20 protein-coding genes, 1 tRNA gene and 1 pseudogene are annotated in these 26,725 nt (G+C 35.0%); 7 read left to right on the plus strand and 15 right to left on the minus strand.

Annotation, left to right across the window (positions count from 1 at the left end):
• Window positions 1-243: 243 nt before the first annotated feature.
• Window positions 244-537 (plus strand): hypothetical protein, encoded by a 294-nt coding sequence (locus tag CQ022_RS06805; protein ID WP_105680697.1) that lies wholly within the window; start codon window positions 244-246, stop codon window positions 535-537.
• A gap of 51 nt (window positions 538-588) precedes the next feature.
• Here the strand turns inward: CQ022_RS06805 and CQ022_RS06810 are convergent, their stop codons facing one another.
• From CQ022_RS06810 to CQ022_RS06820, 3 genes are read right to left on the minus strand one after another with little or no spacing between them, the layout of a single operon-like run.
• Entirely contained in the window at window positions 589-2,619 is a 2,031-nt protein-coding gene (locus CQ022_RS06810) for a recombinase (protein ID WP_105680698.1), read from the minus strand.
• 13 nt (window positions 2,620-2,632) lie between these two features.
• Entirely contained in the window at window positions 2,633-3,277 is a 645-nt protein-coding gene (gene mtgA, locus CQ022_RS06815) for a monofunctional biosynthetic peptidoglycan transglycosylase (RefSeq protein ID WP_105680699.1), read from the minus strand.
• Between the two features lie 43 nt (window positions 3,278-3,320).
• A complete protein-coding gene (locus CQ022_RS06820) occupies window positions 3,321-4,367 on the minus strand; it encodes an ABC transporter substrate-binding protein (protein ID WP_165791590.1) in 1,047 nt (348 codons plus the stop codon).
• Between the two features lie 59 nt (window positions 4,368-4,426).
• Between CQ022_RS06820 and CQ022_RS06825 the strand changes: the two genes are divergently transcribed.
• Window positions 4,427-4,500 (plus strand) — tRNA-Arg (locus tag CQ022_RS06825).
• 190 nt (window positions 4,501-4,690) lie between these two features.
• On the opposite strand, the gene CQ022_RS06830 is transcribed toward CQ022_RS06825, so the two are convergent.
• Together CQ022_RS06830 and CQ022_RS06835 are read right to left on the minus strand one after the other, a co-directional pair.
• Window positions 4,691-4,855, minus strand: coding sequence for a hypothetical protein (locus CQ022_RS06830; protein WP_047388376.1), 165 nt, complete (start codon window positions 4,853-4,855; stop codon window positions 4,691-4,693).
• Complete coding sequence (locus CQ022_RS06835; RefSeq protein WP_105680700.1) at window positions 4,842-6,332, minus strand: recombinase family protein; 1,491 nt, start codon at window positions 6,330-6,332, stop codon at window positions 4,842-4,844. Before CQ022_RS06835 ends, CQ022_RS06830 begins: the two co-directional genes overlap by 14 nt.
• Window positions 6,333-6,927: 595 nt before the next feature.
• On the opposite strand from CQ022_RS06835, the pseudogene CQ022_RS06840 reads away from it, so the two are divergent.
• From CQ022_RS06840 to CQ022_RS06855, 4 genes and pseudogenes are all read left to right on the plus strand, one after another.
• Window positions 6,928-7,116, plus strand: a pseudogene (locus CQ022_RS06840) (tyrosine-type recombinase/integrase); the annotation flags it as partial.
• 181 nt (window positions 7,117-7,297) lie between these two features.
• Window positions 7,298-7,585, plus strand: a complete 288-nt coding sequence (locus CQ022_RS06845) for a helix-turn-helix domain-containing protein (RefSeq protein WP_105680702.1) — start codon at window positions 7,298-7,300, stop codon at window positions 7,583-7,585.
• A 461-nt stretch (window positions 7,586-8,046) separates the two neighbouring features.
• On the plus strand, window positions 8,047-9,792 hold the full coding sequence (locus CQ022_RS06850; protein ID WP_105680703.1) for a caspase family protein: 1,746 nt from the start codon (window positions 8,047-8,049) through the stop codon (window positions 9,790-9,792).
• On the plus strand, window positions 9,792-10,679 hold the full coding sequence (locus CQ022_RS06855) for a hypothetical protein (protein ID WP_105680704.1): 888 nt from the start codon (window positions 9,792-9,794) through the stop codon (window positions 10,677-10,679). Before CQ022_RS06850 ends, CQ022_RS06855 begins: the two co-directional genes overlap by 1 nt.
• A 23-nt stretch (window positions 10,680-10,702) precedes the next feature.
• On the opposite strand, the gene CQ022_RS06860 is transcribed toward CQ022_RS06855, so the two are convergent.
• The 6 genes from CQ022_RS06860 to CQ022_RS06890 all read right to left on the minus strand — a co-directional run bounded on the left by CQ022_RS06860 (window position 10,703) and on the right by CQ022_RS06890 (window position 17,174).
• Entirely contained in the window at window positions 10,703-12,190 is a 1,488-nt protein-coding gene (locus CQ022_RS06860; RefSeq protein WP_105680705.1) for a caspase domain-containing protein, read from the minus strand.
• A gap of 53 nt (window positions 12,191-12,243) precedes the next feature.
• Window positions 12,244-12,552 carry a hypothetical protein gene (locus CQ022_RS06865; protein ID WP_105680706.1) on the minus strand — a complete coding sequence of 103 codons (309 nt, stop codon included), beginning with the start codon at window positions 12,550-12,552 and terminating at the stop codon, window positions 12,244-12,246.
• Window positions 12,553-12,916: 364 nt separating this feature from the next.
• Window positions 12,917-14,644 (minus strand): DUF2326 domain-containing protein, encoded by a 1,728-nt coding sequence (locus tag CQ022_RS06875; RefSeq protein ID WP_105680708.1) that lies wholly within the window; start codon window positions 14,642-14,644, stop codon window positions 12,917-12,919.
• Window positions 14,641-14,877: a hypothetical protein gene (locus tag CQ022_RS06880; protein ID WP_105680709.1), complete on the minus strand. Its 237-nt coding sequence runs from the start codon at window positions 14,875-14,877 to the stop codon at window positions 14,641-14,643. Before CQ022_RS06880 ends, CQ022_RS06875 begins: the two co-directional genes overlap by 4 nt.
• A 6-nt stretch (window positions 14,878-14,883) precedes the next feature.
• Entirely contained in the window at window positions 14,884-15,807 is a 924-nt protein-coding gene (locus tag CQ022_RS06885; RefSeq protein WP_105680710.1) for an SMEK domain-containing protein, read from the minus strand.
• Between the two features lie 332 nt (window positions 15,808-16,139).
• Window positions 16,140-17,174, minus strand: a complete 1,035-nt coding sequence (locus CQ022_RS06890; protein WP_165791591.1) for a hypothetical protein — start codon at window positions 17,172-17,174, stop codon at window positions 16,140-16,142.
• Between the two features lie 1,279 nt (window positions 17,175-18,453).
• Between CQ022_RS06890 and CQ022_RS06895 the strand changes: the two genes are divergently transcribed.
• Complete coding sequence (locus CQ022_RS06895) at window positions 18,454-20,076, plus strand: hypothetical protein (protein WP_105680712.1); 1,623 nt, start codon at window positions 18,454-18,456, stop codon at window positions 20,074-20,076.
• Window positions 20,077-20,441: 365 nt separating this feature from the next.
• On the opposite strand, the gene CQ022_RS06900 is transcribed toward CQ022_RS06895, so the two are convergent.
• The 4 genes from CQ022_RS06900 to CQ022_RS06915 form a co-directional block, all read right to left on the minus strand.
• On the minus strand, window positions 20,442-21,086 hold the full coding sequence (locus CQ022_RS06900; RefSeq protein ID WP_105680713.1) for a response regulator transcription factor: 645 nt from the start codon (window positions 21,084-21,086) through the stop codon (window positions 20,442-20,444).
• Window positions 21,086-21,820, minus strand: coding sequence for a sensor histidine kinase (locus tag CQ022_RS06905; protein WP_105680714.1), 735 nt, complete (start codon window positions 21,818-21,820; stop codon window positions 21,086-21,088). The genes CQ022_RS06900 and CQ022_RS06905 overlap by 1 nt, the downstream gene beginning before the upstream one ends.
• Before the next feature lie 647 nt (window positions 21,821-22,467).
• On the minus strand, window positions 22,468-23,901 hold the full coding sequence (locus tag CQ022_RS06910) for a hypothetical protein (RefSeq protein ID WP_105680715.1): 1,434 nt from the start codon (window positions 23,899-23,901) through the stop codon (window positions 22,468-22,470).
• Between the two features lie 10 nt (window positions 23,902-23,911).
• Window positions 23,912-26,716 (minus strand): hypothetical protein, encoded by a 2,805-nt coding sequence (locus CQ022_RS06915; RefSeq protein ID WP_228421482.1) that lies wholly within the window; start codon window positions 26,714-26,716, stop codon window positions 23,912-23,914.
• Window positions 26,717-26,725: the final 9 nt, after the last annotated feature.

Raw genomic sequence — 26,725 nt, forward strand, 5'->3', positions numbered from 1 at the left:
TTGACATTTACAAAATAGCCTTCGATTTATTTTTAAAAACCCATAAAGCTTCTCATCTTCTTCCCAAGTACGAACTGTTCGAACTAGGCAGCCAATTAAGATGATCTTCTGATTCAGTAATTACAAATATTGTTGAAGGCTATGAAAGATCATCCTACAAAAATGATTACATTCGCTTCCTGTTTTATACTCATAAAAAAAACGTCATCCAAAAACACGAATCACGCAACCCGAACCTCAACTATGAAGAAGAAAAAACGTGAATATCAATCCTCCGAACTGGTAAAATCTTTTGCCAGAATCTACGGTTTTGAACATAAACTTGTCGCTTTTGATATTAAAGATTTCCTTGAAGAGTATCTTGATGAAAGTCTTTTCAAGGAAATAAGAAGTGTCAATATTGAAAATGAATGCATCATCATTAAAATTGATTCTCCTTTACTGAAACATGACTTTAAAATGAGAAAAAGCTTTTACCTCAAAAAGTTCCAGGATAAATTCGGGGTGGAAAAATTCAGTGACCTTCAAATATTATAAGACGTAAACCTATAAAAAATGCTGCCCACGGACAGCATTTTTATTTTATTGTTAATGTTCTTCTGATTTATTAGAAATCGTACTGCTCATTAAGTCATCGGCTTTTTTGTCCAGCCCTGAGCGTAATGGCAGGAAGAATTTCAACGGATGCTTGGTAAAATATCTGAATATTTCTTTATAGATCTCACTTACCTGTCCAAAATTCATCTTTCTGGATCTGAATGCCAGGAACATCGACAAGCTGAAACTTACCAGAAAATTGAAGAAACCGATCAAAAATACGGTTACAAAAGACATCCAGAATGTATAGGAATCTACGGAAAAATCTTTTCCATACAATCCCAACGCAAAGTTACCGGCAGCAAAGGTAATGTGTCTTATATCCAGATCGAGACCGAAAAACATCCCAACCGGAGCTGTCGCCCCCAGGAAAACACCAAACCAGAAATTAGAAATGATTCCCGGCCAGTTTTTAGCATAATATTTTGAAAGTCCTTTGGCAAATTTCTTCCCAAAAAAACTTCTGATGGAAAGGTTTTTAGCAATTCTTTCCGGAATCTGATAAAACACAGAATTGTTCCCAATATTCCCGGAAATAATTCCTGAAATAAAAAGATAAAATCCGGCAATACTTGCATGCAAAATTGCTTTTGATTTAAATGGATCAAGATCTTTTAACAGTTTATCAGAACGTTCTACAGCAAGGTTTTGTGAGAAAAAGACATCAAGACCGTAAATAATGGCAAGAGCCACCGGAAAGGCCAGCAATACATTTCCCACAAAGGCAATAAACTGGCTTCTGAATAACTTGGAGACCAGATGGGCAAACTCCGTATTGTTTCTTTGAGCATTCCCTTCTTCTGACAATACTTTTGTCATGGTAGCCGCTGTCATTGCCGGCTGCTTTGTTGCAAGAGTAAATCCCATCAGATAGATCATGATGAATCCCATTGCATAGTTCATCGAGTACAGGAAAGCATGAGAGAAGTCACTTCCGGGAATATATCCATACAGCATTTTCAGAACACAAAGCGCTCCTACAATAATTCCCCCTCCGCTCGCTTTATAGAACATAGTCATATATTCCTTTCGGGTAGACGTAATATAATGGGTACCTGCTTCTGCCGTGTGATTGGTAATAAGGTGTGAAATCAGCCTTGTACTGTCGTTGATAAGATCTGAGATATTATTTTTATGGGATTTATAGCTCAGAATATTAAAGACCAGCTGTTTAGATTTTATCTGAATATCTTCATCGGTATCAATAACCAATAGCTGAACAATCTCATAAATTCTTTCGGTCTGCTGGCGGATTTTTATCAGGGATTGATTAATTTTTCCTGAAATACCATATTTGGCTGAATTTTTAAAGGCAATATTCACAAATTCCTGGCATTGTTCTGCATAGATCTTAATCTGCTTATATCTGCTGTCTTTTGAATGCAGCTGTAATTCAGGGTCTTTTATCAGATCATCGGCTAATGCCTCCAGCTCATTCTGCAGAGCAAGAAACGGATTGTCTAAATTTCTGTATTGAGGTGCCATTCTCACTACTTCCACTTCCATTGCCATTCCTGTTACCCTCCAGGAAAGAATATTCATAGAGAAAATGAGTTCTTTTTTCACATTGGGACGGATAATAAAATCCGAAGCTCCCAACATATTTAAAAATTCATTGATCTCATTTTCGGGAAGATTGTGCAGGTATTTCAAATCCTTCTTCGGTCTCATACTGACATTGTCGATCATGTACCATACTGTCTTTTCGTTTTCAACAGGTGGCAGAACTTTGTTCAGTATTCTTTTTTTCAGTTCCGGGAAAAAAGCATTTTCTGAAAGAATATTAGCTTCTGTCAGTGAAAGGTTAAAAGGTCTTCCTTTAAAAATATTGTGAATATAATATTTAAAGTTCTCAGTAAATTGAGGATTGCTTCTGAAAAAATTGAGCACATCTGTGAAGTCTGCCTCTTTTATGGTCTCTAAAAACTCTGCAAAAGGTTCTAAAGAAAGGGTTTCGTTCTTAAAAGAAAAATACTTTTTAAGAACTGACTCAAAATTTGTGCTGGAATTAAAGAATTTCATTAGTACAAAGATACTATTTCAAACTCACATTCCTCATCTGTCTCATAATCCAATTATGTTTCTTTCTTAAATAAGGAGATGGATTTTTAGGGTCATACTTCTTTGGATTAGGTAATACAGCGGCAATCCATGCTGCATCTGAGGTACTTAAATCTTTGGAGGATTTCCCAAAATAATATTGAGCAGCAGCTTCCACCCCAAATACCCCCTGCCCCATTTCTATGGAATTCAGGTATCTTTCAAGGATAATATCTTTAGTCCATACTTTTTCGATAATAAAAGTATAAACAGCTTCCAGTCCTTTTCTCACCCAACTTCTGCCCTGCCAAAGAAACACATTCTTTGCCGTTTGCTGGGAAATAGTACTTCCACCTCTTATTTTTTTGCCTTTCTCGTTATTTTTCATGGCTTTTTCGATAGCAGTATAATCGAAACCGTCATGATCAAAGAATTTCTGGTCTTCAGAGGCTATTACTGCCTTCTTCACATTATTTCCCATCTCATCATAGGAAATATAATCTCTGTGCAGTTTTCCGTATTCAAAAAGCCCTCCTATCTGAGTAAGAGTGATTGGCGGATTAAAGAATCTGCCCCAGATAATAAAAACTACATTCAGAACAAGAATGATGAAGATAAGCTGTTTAATTTTTTTCCACATAACTTGATAAAAAGGAAAGGCAAAAATAAGCAAATAGTACGAGTTACTGCAATTCTTTCATATAAGTAAGCTGATAATCCGGTAAAAGTTCAGGATGAAAGATCTTTATATAATCTTTAAGAATAAGATCTGCTCTTACCACACCGCTTTCAAAGAAGTCGTTTGCTTTCAGTTTTTCTTTTCCTGCAATGGTATATATCTTCCCTTTATTGAATACATCCAGCTTTCCATAGAAAGGATTCATGCCCAGCATTTCTTTTTTTGAAGTATGGCTTCCTGCATTTACCCAGTACTGAACACCTCCTGCTTTAGCATATACTTCTTCAAAGCTCATTGTTAATGCTTTTTCATCTTTATTATCCTTCATGATGTAATTGGCATTGGCATCCGAAATATAATGAGCCACAGAAGTATTTCCTCCCGGAAGATACCAAACATCCCCATACATTTCGTTAGCCAGGACAACAGGTTTTTCTTTTGCTTTTGAGGCAAGCTGTTTCAGATCGCTGTAGTTTTTCTCAACTTCCTGATATTTAGCTTCTGCTTCTTTTTCTTTTCCTAAAAACTCTCCAAAAAGTTTGATATAAGCTGTTTTTTCCAAAGGCTTCTGCTCCATATATTCATCCAGAAATATAACCTGAATGCCGTTATTCTTTAAAAGCTCATAGGTATTGTCGAAACTGGCAATATGATTGGTAAAAATAGCATCCGGTTTCATAGAGATAATCTTTTCTACATCATATTTCTGTTCACTTCCTACATTCTGGATTTTTCCTTCTTTAATCAGATTCTGGATTTTATCTGAATAAATATACTCCGGACTTGAAACGCCTATGATTACATTTTCTGCTCCAAGCTCTGAAATATACCCTGCCATACTAGCATTCAATAGGATGATTTTCTTAAAAGGAGTTTGATTCTGCTTAAAATTATATGTAAAATTCCCCGATTTTAGCTCTAGAACTCCGTCATGTTCCTTAAATTGGGTACGGCCGGAGATATTTGTCCAGTCTGAGGACGAAATTTTTGATTCTCTCTTACAAGCAATTAGCGCAAAAACCGTAAATAAAAGTAAAATTCTCTGTTTCATCTTTCAAAGAACGGAAAAAAGTGGTATATTTGCAACCGTTAAACAAAAACATAACACAAGGCCTCGTGGCGCAACTGAATAGCGCATCTGATTACGGCTCAGAAGGTTACAGGTTTGAATCCTGTCGAGGTCACTGAAGGAGACAACTATTTGATAGTTGTCTCTCTTTTTTTACACATAAAAATCTCTATATCAAGCTTTTACAGCTTGACATTTTATAGTTTGAATTTTTTGATGTGAAATCCCTAGTCCACCTGAAACAGACAGTCTAAAAGTGCTCTATCAGAGATTTCATCGGTATTAAAGCGTAGTTTGAAATCCCATTAAGGTTCTAGTATTTTTTCCTCTTTTGGCTTATTGTAACTTTTTGATACTAAATATAGTAATTCTAATATAATTTTAGCTTCTTTCTCATTTACCTGAACTCCATTCTTAGCTAAAAGAATAATCGCTTGTTCAACTGAAACATTCTTATCAATAAAATTCATTTTTCTTATTAGTTTTTCGGTTACTTTTTTTTGATAATATTTTTAAAAATGCTTGATTCAAGTCCAAAGAAAGATCTCCTGTTTTATAATCAATATCAACTGGTGGAATAAGACTCACAAGACTTTTTTTATCTGAGATGTCAAACTCGGAAAATTTTCGAAAAACTTCGACTAATTCTTTATCTTCTATTTGATTCTTTTTATCAATAGCTTTTAATTTAAGAAAAATATCACGCGCTTCCTTCTTAAGATGCCTAATGTTAACTTGATTCTCTTTTTTTAATTCATTATAGTCATCAATTTTTAATACTCCTGCTAAAAACAACTTTCTGCCTTGAGAAAGAACTTGCCCCTTTTCTTTTATTTTTCTCTCAATTAAATTTTGATTATACAAATAACTTGCTTTCAGTGTCTTTATATTCTGGTCTTGTAAAATACATTTAAATAAGTCAATTGTATTATTTGATAGTATTAATTGCTGAAGCTTATTTTGATAACAATCATTCAGAAAAACTGCGTTTATCCTTGTCCTACAGCGATTATGACAATGATAATATGGGTATTTTTTTGAACTTCCTTGTGCAATACTTCCAGTGAGTTTTCGATCGCAAACAGGACAAGTCAAAAAACCTCTAAGAAAAAACAGCTCTTTCAAATCATCTTTTTTAGAAGTAGTTTTTCTTTTTGTATTAATAACAGACTGAACTTGATAAAATAACGATTCAGATATTAAAGGTTCGTGCAAACCTTTTATCATTTGTTCTTCATTAGACTTAAGTTTGACTGATATAAGCCCACAATAAATTGGATTCCGTAAAATTCTAAAGAAGTGTGACCGTGAACATATCAATCCTTTTTCATTAGCCATTTTCATTATTTCGGAAATCTTATGATCGTTCTGGGCAGCTTGATGAAAAGACCACTTTATAATATCAGCTTCAGGCTCTTTAGGAACAATAGTTTTTTTACCATCCATTAATGTCAAATTAATAAATCCAATAGGTGCTTTATTAGGATATCTACCCATCAACTTCGCTCGACGAATACCATTTGCTGTATTTTGAGCCCTCCGAGTATTTTCCGCTTCCGGAACCGCTAAATATACAGCCAGCATAACGGTACTTTCCGGCACAGAGAAATCAATTGGTTGATCAATAGCCATTGCTGTCGTTTTATATTTTCGCAGCTTTCCAATCATTTCGTAAGCATATTCAACATTACGACTGAATCTGTCCCACTTTATAAATAGTATGTTTTTATCTTCTCCTGATGATTTCTTTTTAATTTCTGAAAACAATTCTTTCCACTCAGGTCGGTTGAAATTTTTGGCAGAATAGTCTTCACGATAGATTCCTTTGACTTCGATATTGTTATACTTACAATATTTCAATAATCTATCTTCCTGTTCTGGCAAGGAGTAACCTTTTCTCTTTTGTTCGTCTGTACTTACACGGACGTATAAATAGGCTGACTTCATATAATTAATGTATTTATTTGATTTACAAATTAATATTTTTAATCATATGAAATGATAAACAAAAAGCAGTTTACGCTATATCAATTAAAAAGGGAAATTCAGTAGAAACTTTCATAGCAGCAGCAGTAATTAATGACATTCTCACATCAATATGACACCTAGATATCAAAAGTATTTTTAAGGAACTGCAAAATTTTCATTACAATAAATACATATCTTCCTGTCATTAAGGATACCGCATCAAAAAGGAAATATTACAGCAATAATGATTTAATAGCATAAAATCTATTTTAATATTTCATACTTAATCCAAAGTAGATATTATTAGCAGAATCACAACACCTATTTTAACACACTCATAATCAAAGTCTATCAAAAATTTTCACCAAAGCAAATACAAGCCTTATCAACTTTTTACTCTCTCCTAGCATAATAATTCCAACCAAATTAAACTACAATTGACATGCCTTGTAATTCGTAGATGTTATATTGTTTGTTTTTAGTTACAAACAACCATTAAGTTTAAATAATAATATTAATGGTCTTCTAAAGCAAAGTTAAAATACCTTCCCGATTTACATAACTAAAAAAATGGTTAATAGATGCAGAAATTAACAAACACTTTACTTTTCATGGCTTCCGCAACACTTTTGCAACGCTGCAAATAGCAGCAGGAACATCAATATATATGGTTTCAAAATTGCTAGGTCATAAAGATATTAAGACCACTGAAATCTATGCAAAAATTGTTGACAGTTTGAAAAAGAAGCGTCTGAAAGAATAAAAATCAATCTGTTCAACATTGGTAAAAACATTATGGATGTTCATGAGAAACCATTTATAGAGTTAAATTAGCAGGTTTTAATATATATTAAGGGGGGGGGGGACATTTAAAGCCAAACTAAGCTATTAAAGGTTATACAAAAAAATATCAATTATAATAGTCATAAAATTCGAAAAAAGTTATGAATTATACGTTTGATGAGATTCCAAATATTCTTAAAAGGATAGAAAGTCGATTGGATAAAATTGAAGAAATTCTATTAGATCGTATTCAAAAAGAACTGCCTGAAAAAGAATTTATTAGTGCAAGAGAAGCATGCAAAATCCTCAAACTTTCGTTACCAACACTTTACTCAAAAGTTTGCTTGCGTGAACTTCCTTATTATAAAAAGGGAAATAGGCTTTATTTTTCTAAGACAGAACTATTAGAATGGATACAGGAAGGCAAAAAAAATCTTCCTATGAGATAAGTGAAACAGCAAATTTAATGATTAAAAATTTTGGAAAGAGAAAATGCTACTAAGGAAGTCTTGTATTTCAACTTATTAATCATATGTAACATATTAAATGTCAAAAAATTCTATCAATATTAATATAAATTGTAAATCATTATTAAATAAATCTTCTACTTATTCTGTACTTTCTCTTACAAAATTCTATATATTTACTAAAACAAATTAACCTCGAACTCATGAATCCAACAACTTTAGCCTGTTTCGATGGCGATACTCGTGTCTACTATTATTGTTTAGCAGAAGAATCATAATTTGATTTTTTGTTCAAAAAGTACAGATATTTGAGCGTTAACACCGAAGAAATAGTCACACACTATAGAACGCTAAGTTTTCAACTGCGTTACCATATTCAACCTGAGAAATCAATCCTGATATTGGTAAACATCTTTCACCAAAAAAGATCTTGATTTATAGCTATGCCAGAAATAATTAAACATGCAATTCTTATTGGGATTAATGAAGTTCCCCATCTCCAATATTTAGACACCCCATCAAACTATGCAATCCAGATGAGGAACTGGGCACGGGATCAAGGATACAATACCTACCTATTTGTTGATCAACCTGAAGGCGAGGAAACAGGTATTTGTAATATAGCAGAAATAAAAAAGGTAATTCGTAAAATAATTGAAGATGGGACAGATCAACTTCTTGTTTATTTTTCAGGACATGGGGTTGAGCATACAGCAGCTAACGATGTATGGCTCCTACCTGACTACCAAAATGATCCGGATGATTGCATTAGTATTTCGCTCAACAAAGCGCTTGCCTATACCTCTGGGATTCCTCACGTAATCTTCATCTCGGATTCATGCCGTGTTCCCTCTGATCACAAAGCACTTAAAGCTGCTTCGGGTTCAGCAATTCTGCCAAATCTGGATAAATTGAATCCTGATACAGAAGTTGATGTACTTTATTCCACATGGCCTGGGCAACCTGCTGTTGACATTAAAAATAACGACGGTACCTACCGAAGCATATATAGCGATCATTTACTGAGTTGCCTCAATGGTAACGTTCCTGAGGTAATAAAGCAGATCCAGAATTTAGCACCTGGTTTTCCAGCCGTGCTTTCTGATGAATTAGGAAGATACTTAAAAAAAATTGTTCCAACTGAAACCGCTGCTGCCGGTGCCAAGCGTCAGTTTCCTATGAGCGATGTGACCTCCCGTGATCCATTGCATTTGTCCAAATTTGATATTGGTACACCAACTGTAGAAAGTGCTCCAGAAGGTAATTTACCTTCCGTATCGCCTCCGGGGGAACATCATGAAATTCAAACGGTTTCAAGCAAACTACAAGAACTTGTGCAGATAAGCGGTGCTAATATTGATGTAAAAACGCGTGAAATCGTTAATAATTTCCGTCGTGCATACAATGATGAGTATGATAATGATTTTTTCACCTCGCCAAATACGTTCAGTAGGGAACAAACAGGATTAATGGTAAGCGGTTTGCTTAACCCGGTCGTTTTTTCTAAAAGACCTTTAAAATTTCGATACCGAAATTTTGCAATTCCGCAGATATTAGATTATGATGAAGCATATAACATCTTGGATAAGGACAATATATTTATAATAGGAAACCCCAGAACAAGGATTTTTTACCCTGTAACTATTTTGGACGGTTTTTTTACACAAGTAGTTTTCGAAAAAGGAAAGCTTTTGACTGTAAACTATTTTCCTACAACAGGATGGCGTAGAGAGCAAGCACACCGCAGATCTGGAGAAATAGCGCGCAGAAAGGCAACGATTATTGCAGCTGCAAAAAATGGTATCTTCCTCGGGGATGAAGAAATAGCTGGCTTTTTACGTAGGTATAAAAATCTTGATCCAACCCTCGGACTATTTGCCGCCTATGCTTATTATCAAAAAGGTAATTTCGAAGGGGTAAGATCCATTTACCATATAATGCAAGATGAGCCGGAGCCTGTATTAGGTGATATTAAAATATTGGGAAAATTATCGGGTGTAAATCTGGAAAATATTGAGCACTTTGACATCCCTATTCCTATGCTAACTGAAGGCTGGTCATATTTAAAGTTACTACCAGAAAATCCATATAGTTATCTTTCAACACAATTAGAACCAGGACTTTGGACAGCGATCAATCGAACCGGACTTGGATATCTACATGACACCCAAAATTATAGAAAATTATAATGCAGATTTTATTTATACATGGCAGGGCTCAGGAAGAGTTCTCGCAAGAGATCTTACTAAGAATTTGGGCGGAAGCACTCAGAGCTTCTTTTGAAAATGCAAACATCCCTTTTCCGGAAAATTTAAATTTGACCCTGCCATATTACGGGAAAGACCTGATCCATCAGCGTGATCTTTATAAGCAGGCTATCAAAGACGGCAAATTTAAAATGCGTTCACCAAATAATGTAAGTGAATTCGATGAAGTATATGAAGACCTTCTGGAAGAACTGCGTAAAAATTCGGGCATAAGCAAGAAAGAAGTAGCTCAAGAATCAGGCGAAACAGAGCAATATAGAGGGCTGACCAACAACAAACATGTTATTGCGTTGGCAAGGCTTGTGGATCGGAGGTTAGATTCGCTTGGCAATTTTTGTGTAAAGTGGAAAACCGACGATGTTGTCACGTATTTGGTGGTAGAAGCTGCAAGACAGGAAATCAATAGTTTCCACACCTCAGCCATAACCAAAGAACCAACAATAATTATTTCGCATTCTTTAGGGACTGTGATCGCATACGATATTTTACATACCCTGGCTGAAAACCAATATGACATAAGAGGGTTAGTTACGCTTGGATCACCATTAGGAGTTCAAGCGGTTCAAAGGCAACTTTATCCCTGCCCTTCCTATCCCAAAATCTTAAATGGTCAGTGGGTCAATATCTATGATCCTAAAGATATAGTGGCTCTTAATCCTTTGAACAATAAGAATTTTAGGGTTACACCACAAATTATAAATCACGAAATTGAAAATAACAGCGATAATCACCATGATATCAAACCGTACTTAAGTAGCCCTGTTGTCGCGGAAACGATTTATACTATTCTTACGAGTGCTTGTAAATAAACCTCGACGGCACTTAAAATTTATTACTGCCCGCGCGCTTTCATAATCTCACGAATATCAAAGCCGGGTGGTAATCCTAAAGTTTTAACCTCTCCATCTTCAAAGGGAGTTATAATGTTCTGCTTTGATTTTGGAATGAGCAGGTATTTAACAATGGATTTACTAAATTCGGACATTGATGTTAAACTACTACCAAATAGTTCGTCCTCCTGCCCGGGCTTAAAAAGTTCACTACCGCCGATTTTCATCGATTGTATCTCAAAATATTTTCTCTTATGCCCCCCAGCAAGGCTAAGTTCATATTCTTTTAAGAGCAAATCAATTGTTATACGGCCATCACCTGGCAGATAAAATAAATAGTTCCGGTGAGGTTTTAGCTGCTCCAGCAAAAACTTGAAAGACTTTTCAAACTTACTATCACTTTCATACTGATAGATCTCATCTAACATTTCACCTTTATAATAATCCTTGCTTAAATGACCTTTTTCATCGAAATATATTTCGAAAAGAATACCATTTAAAAGGTGGTTTTCTCCTTTTTCATCAAACGATATGATCCAATTTCCCAGTGTATTAATAAGATCTCTGGCCTTAAAACCGCCGTAGTTGGCGGCATACAGTACGCCACGACCCAACAAAAATTTTTCACTGGGTGATAACGTTACCTTTGCCAAACTGCGTACTTTCGTTGCGGCATAATTTTGTTCGCTGAACTGCGTGGAGAATAAATCTAAAATTAATTTATCTGCTACACCACCTTTTGGAACAAATTGCTCCCTGATCAAGCTTTGGCTGTCATATGGCAGATCTGTCACATGGACCAATTCTGAGCGATGAAAATAAAAGTCCTCAATCATGGAAGTATGCTCCCACGGGGTTTGCTTACCTTTCGATAAACTATTTACCGAAACCCTAACCCTTTTAAAAAGAACCTCGATCGGTATATCCGGATCTTCCAGGTGCTTGAGCAGGCAGCCAGTATAGATGCTGTGGCCACCCTTCCCAAAATCCTGTGCCTTTTCACCAGGAGAGGTTGAAAAGGCGATCAGAGAACCTTTAGGAGCCTTAACTGGAGCAAGGTCCTCTTTTCCTCCCCTATATCTTTCCTTCAAGGGATTATTTCTGCAAGCATCCAATATTATAATTTTAACATCAGACTTAGCTCTATCCATTTTTTTGATGATTAATTGAAGTGGTATACAGCTTGTTTTTGCAAAATCGCTATCTTCAAAATTCGAATCTGTTGCGGAAAGGTAGTTCTCCCTCTCAATCTGAAAAGCGTGTCCTGAATAGTAAAAAAGACCAACTTCAAACCCTTCCAGTTTTTTCTCAAACTCTTTTATAGCTTTTTCAAACTCGACCTTGGTACAATTTTTTTTTAAGATAACTATAAAACCAAGGTTATGAAGTTTTTTCTCAATAGCAATTGCATCGTTTACGGCATTATCAAGGTTATCATCTGGATCCTCATAGATTCCATTACCTATCACCAGAGCGAGCGCTTTTTTCATAATTTATATTTTGCTTTAAATACTTTAATCGCCTATTAAGAAAATAACTTTCCTTATTCTATAATTTCACCAAATGGTTTTCCTTGAGTCCTATATATGATGTTTTCTTCAATAAAGCGGGTTATCAATGGTGATTTCCTCAGATCAAGAGGTTTCAATGCTTTTTGATTTTCCATAATCCAATATTCTGCATTCTCCCAATTATCTGGGTTTATCTTTGTAATAAATGCCGCACTGACTCTGGTATTTTGTCCTTCGTCTCTTCTACCTGTGAAAAAACCGTCATTGCCCCTGAATTCTTTGAAGGCATCTTCTGATCTGGGTAGATCAGTTGCAATACAGATTAGTATTTCTCCCTTCAAAAAATAAAATAACTCATATTTTAAACAATAGATCAAGCTGTTATTATTTCATAATAACTAAATATCTAATTTGCATATCGAAACTAAAGTGTATTTTAGTTGAGTCGTTCAGATTTTGTAGCTTAATCCATAAGATATTGGAGTTGTGGCAAATTCGTGGCACTTTTGAAAAGTAAATTTTAAATCATTTGATTTTCAATTACTTAAATCATTAGGTTCGAATCCCTCACTTTCCGCAAATGCGCTTTGAAGACGTTTAAACGAAAGGTTTTTATAAAGTGTGGCAAAATCGTGGCAAACATAGCCTCGACCACTGAAAAACCTTATAAATACACCGAAGAAGCGGAAAAGTTCGAATCCCGTATTATTTCGTTTCATTGTATTTAAGTCCCAGAAACCTCTTTTCTTTTGTAAAGGAAGCACGTTTGACAGAATCGATATCAAATACCAATTTTCCTTTCTTGTCAGCAAGTTCTATAAGGTCCCTATTCAAAGTAACGATATACTGAAACTCGTTTGGACTCTTTTCATTATAAGAATAGAGATAATTAAGACTCTTTTCGATGGAATCATCATCTTCAAAGATATTGTCGTGGATCAAAAATCCTGGGTGGTATTTTTTTGTATATTCATTGAACATAAGAGAAACGTCATAAATGAAGATTTTCATACGTTCTGTGGAATGGCTCCCGTCATCATCGGTTCTCATAATGAATTCCACAATACTATTGTTCTTTGTAGTAATGATATCGAAATGTGCTTCCCTATTGCCCATGATCTGTTCGTGGATCTCTAGGATTGTCTCCCTAAAACTTTTGATAACTTCAGTTTTCTGATAGAGCTCTTCATCAAATTTGGCCAACAAGGCGGTCTTTTCAGCTTTTAGAAGTTTTGTTTCCCTCTCTGCGGTGTCATGTCGTTCTATTAAGGACCTAAGACTGCTCAGTTCACTGTTCTTTTCATTAAAAACCTTGATTGAAGTTTTTAGATCTTTCAGAATTTCGCCGTTATCAATTAGACCTACTTTCCTGGAATAATCGTCATCCAATTTCCGTAGGGTTTCGTTCAACAAGCTCAGCTCTTCTTTAAGTGACTGTAGACGGTCATTGACAATAGAAGAACGAAATCCATCAATTTTGTTTTTAAATTCCTTAAGTTCATCCAGTGATTTTTCGACAAGGTCGCCCAGGCCCTGTTTGAACTGGTTAAAAATGATGGCCATTTCCTGTTCATTGATATTTTCAGGTGCCGGCAGAGAATCGATCTGCTTAATTTCATATTTTACAGCCTGCTGCCTCACCCTAAGGGTATGCATCCTCTCCTCCAGTTTAACAAGGTCATCCTGCAGGGCTTCAAAAGAAGCATTACCTTTGAGCGCTTCGATCGCTTTGTTGATTTTATGTACCTCACTATCAAGTTCATTGAGATGCGCTTTAGCATCGGGAATTTTGATCTCGTTGTTGCGAGTTACAATTTTTTTTATTTCTGAAAAATATGCCGATTTTTTCTTGAGATTTTCATTTACCACCTTAAGATCGGAATACTTCTCAAGTCCAAGATTAAGATAAAATAAATGGGGACTATAGTCAGGTGGAATCCTCTTGCTCGTGTCATGGGATTGGATCAGATCTTTAAATTCAGACCTTTCATCCCTAATGATGGGTTGAAGCAGATTTCTGAAACTTAGTCTCTTCAAATTGGCAGGAAAAGAATCAAAATATAGTTTACCCAGATAATCAGAGGCATCTTCAAGACGGTCGAAAATAGTCTCCCTTTGATCCAAGTATAGCGTTATGGTTTCCGGATTTCTTATGGACCTTGCAATGGTCATTTTTTTCCCATTAAAGTCTAGATCCAACTTGATATCACTTTCGATAATATCGATGGAACTTTTGGGTATGAGGCTTAACCTACTGTCAGAAAACCGCTTTAATAAACAAAAATTAATAAATTCGATGCAAATAGATTTTCCGACACCAATTTTTTTATCTGTGCTTTCGGCAGATTCTCCCATGATAATATTGATCCCATAATCGAAAGAGATGGGTTCGAATATTTTAGGTTCACTATATAATCTACTTAACTTAATCATTTCTGTTTATTAACATATATAAATGGGGCATTAAAGTCGATGATCCCTGAGGAGTACAAAAATGCAAGACCGAAGAAAAGATGCCTGTAACGGGTAATATTGTATTTCTTCAGATCTTTCGCAACATCGAAAATAGATATCTTGTCGGCTCTTCGACGCTGAATGGATTTCAGTATCAGCGAGGCGACATATACCGATGATGTTTTTATATTTTCGTCTTTACTTACCAACATGTTCTATTAATTTGGAAATACGTTACAATTAATGAGCTCATCGAGCAAATAAAACCTGATGGCCTGCTTATCGAATGTAAGTCCGTTTACTGACAATTTATTATTAAAGATATCAGCGAGTTGATCAAGAGCTGCTCTGGGATCATTATTTTCCCTAGTTAGCACCATATCACTTTCATATTTAAGATAAGTGGAAATTTTAATCGCTTTCACAGCGTCTACTTCCTTTCTTGCCTCAGCCAAGGGCTGCTGATACAACATACATAATTCCGAATACAAACTTATTAAAAATTTGCTATGATCAGCAAATCTGTTGAAAATTTTAAAGTCCGGATCAACGTTTCCAGGCCTCTCGGAGACTGCCAAATTATCTTCATTACTTAAATACCCTATCAGTGCCATTATGGTTTCAACTTCATTGGATTCCGTCTTATTTCTTTCCGGGACAATGTGCTTGTCTAAGAATTCTGCAATCTTCTTAACCTGATCCAGATCAGAGATATCATTTATCAAGGCAAGAAGTCTTGTGATATCCAAAACATCGTCCTTGTGTTTGAAATCATGTCCGAATTTCGTTCTATAGTCCTTAGCATCTTTGGATATCAGCATCAGCTTTAATTTATAATCTTTATTTTCCGGCTTACTATAAAATCCATCGATAGCTTCCTTAATCTTGACGTTATCATTTTGGGAGGTCACTTGGATTGCTATCTTATCCACATGATCTATCAGGTCAATAAAAGCGTAGTTATTGGATTCAAAATTCGTATTGGTGAAACTATAGCCAATCAGGTTGAAAAGATCCCTATAAAAATTTTCTGCAAAGATGTTAATGTCGGTCAGGTTTAGGGCATTTAAAATCATCACCTCTGTTTTTAGATAGGTAAGTCTCCTGGTGATCAACTTAACATATTTCTCTTTGTTATCCATATAATTTTTAAAAGGCTATAATTTATGCAAAGATATAAATATACCCTTATGAATTTCCGTATTTACATAAAAATAGGAACATAATTAACTGTCTAATTATTCTTTTCTACGGGGCAATATTTAAACATTGGCTTTAATATTGCTATTCCAGCCATTAAGGCTACGACATGTTTCGGATTGTCTTTTTTATGGAGACCGCACTTTTTTCTGCTGTTGGCGCAGTAAAGAAATGTGATTTGGAAAAGAATTAGACCATGCATTCCCGAAACTAGTGGATAAACATCAGAATGGAATGAATCATTCTCCTACATTTTCACTATTAATCTTGATAATTACGGAATGTTATTTTCGGCCTCAAGCTCTGAAATCATCCTGTCGACCTTTTCTTCATTAAAGAGATGCTGATGATTACTTCTGTTCACAAATAAGTAAAAGAGTTTTTTATTATTTTTTTCAATAAAAGTATCATCAAGATGGGGATATGAGAAATCAGAAGTCATTACGAAAGAAGTGACGAAATTTTCTCCTCCGTCTTTCACGATCTCTATACTAAAATTTTGAAATATTTTAAACAGATTGGCATCACTGGTTAAAAAAAACGGATAAATAGCTTTCTGGAGTATTTCTGATATACGAAAGCTGTTTGCTGTAAATTTGGAATGAAACATATCCCACGCAGTTCCTTTAAGCTTTTTTTTGACATCCTTAGGCTTATTGTCCAACCCTATCATTTTCCTAAACTCCGTATTTCCGCCAAAAATATTCATTCCCAACTTATACTCGGCACCGCGAAAGATGTTAAGTTCATTGGTCATCCAGTCTGCCAGTGCATCTATATTATATTCGGCATTACTTTTTGTCAGACCTTTTGTTGCCAGGCTTCTTATTTTAAGTAACGTACAATAAGAATTTTTCAGAATCTGGTTCACAGGCTCCATTGGATCTCCCTTCATGGGAGGTATTCTTCGGAACACAAAAAAGTCACGGTAAAAATCGTAATTAAAGCTTTTAAAAATTTTAATGGGGACTTGAGTAAAGAAATCAATCCGGTGTCTAAAATCCTCGAATTTTTCAAAATCGAAACTTTCTTTTTGTGAGCAGAGCTCTAAAAATGCAAAAAAAGGATCGATCCTGGTTTCGGGATATTTGGCTATATACTCTTTCAATGCTAATATTCTCTGGATATTGACCCCTTGTGCTTTTCTCTTATGTTCTACCACTTTAATGATATGCAAACAGACACAGCTGTCAAGAAAAACAATGGGCTGGAAGCCATCTTCCAAACAGGAGGTCGTAAATACCTTATCGGGTAAACTAACTTCTCCTTTTTCGCTAAAACAATTATAACTAAAATTCACATGTTTCATAAACATTAACTGCAACTTCCACATTACATTTGATAAGCTGAAGCATTGTGCAGCAAAAGAGGCTATTTTTCAGATATTGCCATAATATGCGTAACAGTTTATCGGTAAGGGCTAAAAACAAAGATATTAAATCTCTGGGGTATAAGATTACGATAAACCTTTAAAAACTTTTGCTGATAAAAACTAGCGGTAGCATCTTCCTCCTCCTATCCTTAAGGCTAGACCATCCTAGCCTGTTAGAGATACGTTTTAAGCTTTTGCAATAAGTACTGTTTTTTATATTATTTGCGGAAATACTAAGACATAACAGGCCAGCTATAAATATTATCAATTAAATTTATACAATATATGTAAATATAATGTGTAATTTAGATATGTCACTAAATATAGTAATAGTGGAATACCTAACAGAATTCAAACAAAATCAAAATATCTTTAAATGAATTATTATCAATGAGTTAAAACTAAAATATTTTCTATATCTGTAAAAAAAGAGTTTGGATAGCGTCCTGTTAAGTTCACAAGACGGGGATTAAGATTTTTCAAATTTTGATCCCCTTTTTTATTTCTAGTTAACTCCCTCCTTATTAATAAGATCCCATCGACAAAAGATTGACTCTAGGTGTTTGAAAACTTTTTTGTCAAATTCGACTTTTTCGAAAAACATCAAACACTCTATCATTATTTTTGTTATTAGATTGCTCTATGATAATGGTTTTTAAAGTTATCCATTGAGAAAAGTAATCTTTTTGGAAATTGATTTTCTTTTAGCTTTTATATTTGACGTGAACTATTTATAATTATCTAAAAGTACTTCCTCTACACGTTCCTTATACCCGGATTATATTCCAGTTTAGACATTTTAAAGCTCAAAGAGTTCATTCAATTTATCCAAATCAAATCTGAGAAATTTGTATTAATTGATTGTTTAATTAATCTTTCAGAAAAGTAAGCGATTTAGTTCCTTAACAGAAATTTCTAATACAATCATTTTCCACAACTTAGTTGAAGTTCATAAAATTACAAGATAAGAGATTCAATTGAATACCATTTGTAAATTCAGCACCCAATCATAATACATTACTTCAAAATTAGGTATTACTACTGAATTATTTTTAAAAAAATAACATTAATATTGTATTTATAGCAAATATAAAAAGTTATATAACATAAAATGGAATTTGTAAAATAATGTAATAATTTTTTTAACAGTCACCTAGTATAACTAAAGAATGTTATTGCGATTTTAAAAATATAATCAACTCAAAAAACTAAAACCATGAAATTAAAATTCAAAAAATTGATGCTTTTGAGCATAATGACAGGTACTATTTTCGGCCTTATCTCTTGTAAAAAATCTATGGAATCTATAGAAATGAATAAAAATGATAAGGAGTCTCTAGACCATTTTGAGAAAAAGTATTTTTCCAACTACAACAAATCATTCATCCCAGATACATATGACGATAATCTCTGGAAAAATGATACTTTAGTTGTAACCAAAGAAGATTCTGCGAGAGCATTCCACACCTGGTCCTGGCAAAAGTATTTGCATTTAACACAGAACATTAAAGATTCAAAAAATGAAAAAACTTTAGATGGCTTGCCATTGTTCTTGGATGATTCAAAAAATATTTTTCAAATTACTGAATACGGAGAACCTGTACCTCATGAGAATAAATCACCTTTAAAATTATTTGCATTTCATCAGGCAGGTAGTGACCATCCTGTATTAAAATCAAATACAGACTTTGCTGGGATTTCTGAAGAGTATACTGTTTTTTATTCGATACATATGAATAAAATTATGCATGATCAGATGGTTAAAGCGACAGATGCTGCTATAGAGAAAGTAAAAAAAGGAATTAAAAATATAAGTGATTCAACAGAGGTCTATAACAATTCTTCATTAGAACTAAAGGCTGCCTGGGTAGATCTTAATGCGATTCCCAAGGATAAGCAGAAAAATTACTTGATTGTACATAATGTACCACAAATAAAAAAAGATTATTTAAACAAAATAGATTATTTCACCAGAAAGAATGATTACAATAATGTTAATCTCATAATCAATAATCCTCTAAACTATCAAAACATACCCGCAGTTGCTCTTGTTGGTTTACATATCGTTGGCAAAGTAGAAGGATTTCCAGAAATGCTTTGGGCAACTTTTGAAGGTCAGGATTTAGCTCCGGATAATCTAAATAACTTAACTGATTTGAATTCAAAACAAAGACATGGATTTAAATCAAATACAACTAACAGTCAGCCAATTGCTAAAACAGAAACCGATTTTTTATTCTTTAAAAAAGGTGAACTTGGTGCAAAAGATTCTCTGAATGCTATTAAGTTTGACACCTTAACTAAAAAAGGTAAAATAGCTGATAAGGCCTATCGTAAATATCCATTGGGTATATCACAAAAAAAGTATGATCATCCAAATAATTCTGAATATAAAAGACATGCTGATCTTGCTAATGAATTAAATAAAAAAGCACTTAAAAAAAGTGAAATTAAGCAATATTATAACGGTAACATCTGGCTAGCAATGCTTAATAGCAAGGAATCTAGAAATGTAGATGTTTATCAGCAATTTAATAAGGGAAATTTAAAATTGGCAGGAAGTCCAAATGCGACCAACATTATGATGGAAACGTATCATCAAAATACTACCTGTTTCTCTTGTCACGGAATAACGAATTTTTCATTAGATCCTAAAAAAGATATTCAATACAAAACCTTACTAAATGTTAGTCACATATATGGAGCTTATTTTGCCGATGCCTATAGAAAAAAAGATAAATCAAAAAACAATATACTGTTAAACATCAACAATATAACATCTTTTAATGAATTTATTAAAACACAAAACGAACAAAAATTAGAAGCAACTTTTAAATAAAAATTAATCTCCTGTTGTTATTTGAAACAGCAGGAGATTTTTTCGAACTAGAAATCATGAATATCCTGAAGCTTTCCCTTTTGATAAACTTCCGAGTTTGGGCAGCGTCCTGTCGAGGTCACCAATATCTAAATGGCTTTAATTTAATGTAAATTGAGCCATTTATTAGCCAAATGACAGGTTTTCTTTCTGCAAGATATTCCTTTTGTAGGACGAAGAAGCCCTATACCAAAAAAGCTTATCACCGAGTCCGATAAACTCCAATTTCAGCTACTCGTTGATGTGTGATTACCTGTATCTGACTGCGGCTCTGTACAAAAGAGCAATAAATATTCTATCACAAACAATTTCTTGTGATAGAATATTTACTGATTATACAGCCTGAGAATTTCCACCAATTCGGGTATAGATCGTATTTTCAGCTTCTCAAACAACCTGTTTTTGTAAGTACTGATCGTTGATGAATGAAGATTCAGTTGATTAGAAATTTCTTTAAGGGGAAGACCTTCTGCAATCTTATTGGCAATTTGCAATTCGCGGTCTGATAGCGCTTCAAAGGGAGAATTTTTTGTCACACCATTTAATGATTCTAAAAAAATCGCTTCTTTTATGTTATCACTGATATATCGGCCCTTACTGAGCATTGCCGTTAAAGCAGTCTCAATGACTTCCGTGGAGCTTAGCTTACTGAGATAGCCACCAGCACCCATTTTTAGATAACGCATCCCATACAACTCTTCATCCTGTGAAGAAAATATGAGAATTTTTAATTCAGGTTGGTGAATTTTTATGTAATCTATTGCTTCCTGAACAGAACCATTAGGCATATTAACATCCATAATGGCCAGATCAAATTCTTCTTTCAGAATTAATTTGTACAGCGATTTGTAATCCTCTACTTCTGAAACGATGGCATCGGGTCTGAATCGTTTGATTGTTTGTATCAAACCCATCCGTACGATCCCATGATCATCTGCTACAACAATGCGAATGTTTGCTTTTAAACCCATTATTCTATAAATTTACGTAAAAAAAGAGAAACCGTAGTACCTTTATTTTCAGCGGAAATAATTTGGATGTTTCCCTTCAGCAAGGATATAAAATTTTTTACAATTTTCAAACTTAATCCAACTCCTTTCTCACCCGCAGTTCCCAGGAATATGGGACTACCATAATTGTAGATCGTAGATAAATACTTCTCATCTATTCCTGTTCCGGAATCAATGACAGAAAGTACAACCTGATCACCTTCTGTAGTTGCCTGTAAATAAACATCTTGATTGGGAAAGGAGTATTTTACCGCATTGTTAAAAATCTTGTCTAAAACATACTCGAGCAACAGGCGATCGCTTGTAAGAAATGCATCGTGGTCTCCTTTAAAATAAAATTTAATATTTTTTTCGTTTAATTGAGCAGCGTATTTTTCTTCTAAATAATGAAAAAGATCCATCACCATGATTTTAACGGGTTTAATCTTAAAATCCCCGTATTGTGTTTTTAGCCAGGCATTACTGTCCTGGATCGTTTGCAGATTCTTCTGGGCATCTCGTTTTACCTGTGGTAACAACTTAAAAAAATCTTCCTCACTTAAAGTCTTTTGCTCTAACTCTTCTATAAGCCACAGAAAGGTCCCAAACAGTTCTTTTGGGTCATGAGACAATATCGAGATCAGTCCATTCTTGAAATTGATTTCGTTTTCCAGCCTTTCGATTTTTAATTGGAGTTCGTTGATAAAATCATTCATAAATTAAGTATCACGGTTTTAGAAGCTGTTTGAATTATTTTTTTTGAAAGAAGGCTGAAAGGGTTATATTGCTTAAATGCAAGTAAAAACACATGGTTCAGACCTTTCTTCCAGAAGGTAGCAAGTTAAAAAAAATATCATATTAGTAAAAAGAAAAATCAAATGGGATTTACCTGAAATAATACAGGTCCTGTTTTATCTCACAAAAACGGCGGTGTCAGATTCCAGGAAAATTTTAACTCTGGCAGACTGTTTACCGGTATTATCGAAAATAGAGAAAAGACGGAATATGGAATAGTATCAACAGATTACTGATTGCAAACAGCTGAAGGATGCAAGATAAAAAATAGCAGCCTGAAGTGGCAATAATTGATAGCCAGACTACCAAAATACATCTACAGATCATGAAAATATAGGGATTGATGGAGGGAAATTCATCAAAGGAAGAAAACGTATCTATGGAGATACTTCAGGAAATTTTTTGGAAAGTTTTGTATTTTCCGCCAATTGCATGAGGAAACCACAGCCATAAAATGCTGCCAAAAAAGCACTCAGAAAACGAATTATTGGAAGGCATCCATCTTATTTTTGCCAATGGAGGAATTTTTCATCAGCAAATAAGAGGATTCATTTTTCAAAAAGTATTGTTAAATTGCCGTAAAGCTATAATAAACATTGATAGAGTAAGTAGTATTTTCCTTGCCTACCAAACTTTGGGCACCCGCAGGTGGTATGGTGTATCTTACGTTCAGTCCGCGGTCCAAAACCGGTGCCCCGTTAAAGAGTATTTTTTGAGGCGTTTTGGATAAGGGAGCACTTACAGAACTTCCATCCACTCCTATTTGTAAAATATTTGAATTGATGTTGGTCTGCAGACCTCCTTTCTTGAAATAATTTTCGTCCGATTTTACATAGAGTTCAAAGTTTTCATTATTGGACAACATAATTTGGTTGGGAATCATTTGTGACTGACCATCAGTATAATGGGCAGCGGTATTAAAATTGAAGTTTACATTACGCCCGGAACTGGGAATGGTGATCTCCGACAGAGGAAGCACCTTTAGCTGAACAGCCGTATTTTGCAAACTGTTAATTGAGTTATCTGTACTGCTAGCATTGAAGTTCAATTCAAATGTATAAGTTCCGGCTTCAAAAAAGAAGTTTTTAAAATCTTCCGCAGACACATAAAGTTGCGGAATAAAGCTGCTTCTGTTTCCTGCTACAACACTGAAATTAGCAGGGGAAAAATTCTGAAAATCGGAGGATAAGGCTTTGGTTGTGAGTGCAGCTCCATTACTGCCCAATTTAATGCTTCCTATATTTCTGGTTCCCGGAACACCTTTAGAAGAAGTGAACTGAATGTTTGTGGAAGCAGCTTTCGCCCAAAAATTAAAATCAACCGTATGCGCGATTTCCGTATTCCCCAAATCCCACACCCTTGTGTTTGTATTTCGGTAGTCATTCAAAGAAGATATTTCTATGTATTTTGTTAAAGAGTTTGCGATCCATCGCATAGCTGAAGGAATAACTAAAATTGTCTTAAAATTACGCGGTGTGAAGTCATTATAATTTTGAGTGATATCCATGGAGTAATTCCCCGCGCGGAAGGCATTGGCAGAAAATTGTGAGCCAGGAATTTTAAATGTAAAATTGATATTTCCCCGGTTGAATCCTCCCCCGAGACTGATTGATGGTGGTTCAAACCATTTTATAGCACTTGTACTGAACGACTGAAAACCTGGTAAATAACCTGAAAATCCAGTAGATGGCATCTGCCCGCCCATACTTTCCAACTGCCACATAAGCGTGGAACCGGGTAAAGTAAGTGAGGAAGAAGAATGAGTAAAATTTGGCCCGGAAACAGAGGTAAATGTAGGAGCTGTTGGGAGTAATCCCAAAAAGGCATAATCCCAGTTTGTTCTGTTGGCGTTCGTCATTACCCTTGTAGGTACTGAAGTAAATTCGCTCCTGTTAAAAATATTATTATCAGGAATCGACAGGTACACATCCTGAGCTTTCATGACTGTAGCCCCACAGAACACGGTAAAAATTCCTATTAGAAAAGACCTCATCTTTTTCATACTTTTAAATTTAAAACTTTTTCACCTTAATGGTGGTGTCTTTCTTCTTATATTCAAAAACCACAGTTTTTGAGTACCCTTCTTTTGTCACCTGAATCGTTTGGGTAGGCTGGGTATAGCTATATTTGTCATTTTCAATATAGAGGTTGTATTTTCCATCTTTCAGGAAAAACTCAAACTCATTTTTTTGGTTCACCACGGCAGTATAGATCATGCCATCTTCACTTTTTGCATACACTACTATTCCGGTTACATCCGTTTCCAAAACATCGTAGGCTTGTCTGATCTCTGTTAATTTCCCACTTACCTTAATATTTTTTACCAAGCCTACTTTACGGTTAATATTGGTATGCACCATAATGACAGGATCCATCATCAATCGGGCACCCGCACTTTCGTTCACTTTCAGTGTGTAAGTACCTTCGGGCACATTCTGAAAAACTACTTTTCCATTCTTATCCGTCATCGCTACATAATTGTCCAGTTTTACAATTTCATTAGCAAGTACCGATTCACCGGATTCCAGAAGCCCATTAAAATTTTTATCTTCAAAGATCTGAAACGCCACTTTATGATTTCCGAAAGCTGTTGCTGTGGTAAAATATTTTTTAATCCCCACTCTGTACTGGTAATAACTTCCACTGCTTGCATATTCAGCCGTAGATCTATAACCGGAAAGATTAAAATACCCTGTAGTAGACCATGAAGGTGAAATCTTATATTCCAGATTACCGGTGATATTGCTGTTTAAATTTTTATAAAGTTCCGAATAGAAGGCTCCGGCTGAAAAAGATCCAGTCAGATTATGATTAAACATCTGGAAATTATACGAAGCGTATACATTGTAGTTGGCGAAATTACGGTTTACATCATAATAAGGATTTAAATCAAAGACACTGGTTACATTCCATTGGGCTGTTCCGTTGAGGGAGAATGATTTATATCTGTAAGACAAAGTTGTTTTCAAACTGTTGAACCAGTCTGGTTTATCATTTTCTTTTGAATAAGAATATTCCGCTGTCAGGTTCAATCCGTGGGCACCTAATGTAGTGCTGATATTGGCTTCCAACCGGTATGAAAAAAGTTCCTGCGATGTGTAAAAATTAGCTGTTTTTTGCTTTTCAACCTTTGGAGACAGTAGAAAATTCCAATTTCTTAAAGAAAACTGATACCCTAATCCCAATGCTTCTGTACTGTTGAAATAATAACGTAAATTAGAAGTATTCCCAGGTTGGGTGGATTCATTCTGGAAACTCAGGAACTCAGGTTCTACCTGCGAATTCTGATATTGTATAAAAGCACGCTGAGCAGCAGAAAATTGACGACCAATCCTCTGATTTGAGAAAAAGGATCCCCTTTTGATCCCTGCATAACTTTTGGTAGCAAAGGAATTGAAAGATTGTATATCCCATTTCCCTATTTTCCCATCGTAATTGGCTCCCATGGAAGCTCCTGCGTTTTCATCTTTGTTCAAAAGACCTTTTTCGTGACTCAGACCCACCTCCGTGCGGATGGTGTGTTTATCGTTAATTAACAATGCTGATACTGCGTTCGCTACCTGCGTATCTACGTTAAGGCGCGGATCATGGTCGAAAATATAGGACACTTTCCCATTGAAAGATTTAGCATTCCCAAAAGCATATTTTGTACCCACTATAGTAGATCCTTCTGTTTGTTGGAAATAAGTACCGTACAGATTATAATTATTTTCCAGGGCAAGAATTTCAATCTGATTATTTTCACCAAATTTGGTAGAGACTTTCCCTCCTCTTCCGAAAACCGGGTAATCGTAATCGCTACTATTAACATTTCCCAATCGTAACACCGTATTTTTTCTCTCCAGTTCCAACCAGGTATCATACAGGTTATAACGGCCGTCTTCAAGATAGTAATCTGCCCCGATATTGAAGCGCGATTTCAAATTCTCAGTTATCCGAAATGCTGTGTTTCCCCTCAATTGAAGAAAATTGAGACGTGAACTGTTTTCATTATAGCTCATTTCCGCAAAATTACTTCCGCTCGCCGCTTCGTTTCCACGGGCAATTTGTCTGTTGTGCGATAAAACGACTAAGTAAAGCGTGTTGCTTCCCACGATTTTATTATCAAGCAGGTCTGTGACGATTGCATTAATATTAAATTCCGGATAAAGCGTATTCTGTTTTCTGACCACAATTTTGATCTCAATCGTTTGTTTTTCCAAACCTTCCAGAGATACAGTTTGTTGTTTTGGCAAAATTTCTAAGCCATCAGGAATGGATTGCAGATCAATCTTAACGGTTCGTTTACTATACCCTTGGTTTTCTACAGTCAGCAGAATTGAAGATTGCGGCAAAGCAGGGTTAATGAAGTTTTCGTAGGTGGCCGTATAAATGGCGATGTTTTTATTCTCACCTTTAGCAACGAAGAACGAGGCGCTTTCAGTTCTGGTGACCGCTGGAGTGGTATACGAAACCTTGAATTTAATCTCATTGGATCTCAGTTTCATAAAATCCACGTTGGCGATCAGTTTCACAGGAAGATTTTTAGACTGCCCCGCACCTAAGGTAAAGTCATTTTTGGGATAAAAAAGCAATCCCGGATAGTTTTCCTGAGGCATGATATTCTGAATAATAATGTCTTCAGAACTTTTATTCTCAATAACCAGGAAATTAGTAAAAGTAGAACCTTTCTCAACAGCTACACTGTCATTTTCAAAATGGATTTGGATATCCTTCTTTTCCTGTGCAAAGGCCCACGAGAAGTTCAGAAGAACAAATACAAAAAATAAGATTGTTCTTCTTAGGACTGATAACGATATTCCATTCTGTGGTTTCAAAGCTTAATT

This window comes from Chryseobacterium culicis (assembly GCF_002979755.1).
GTDB classification, from domain to species: Bacteria; Bacteroidota; Bacteroidia; order Flavobacteriales; family Weeksellaceae; genus Chryseobacterium; species Chryseobacterium culicis_A.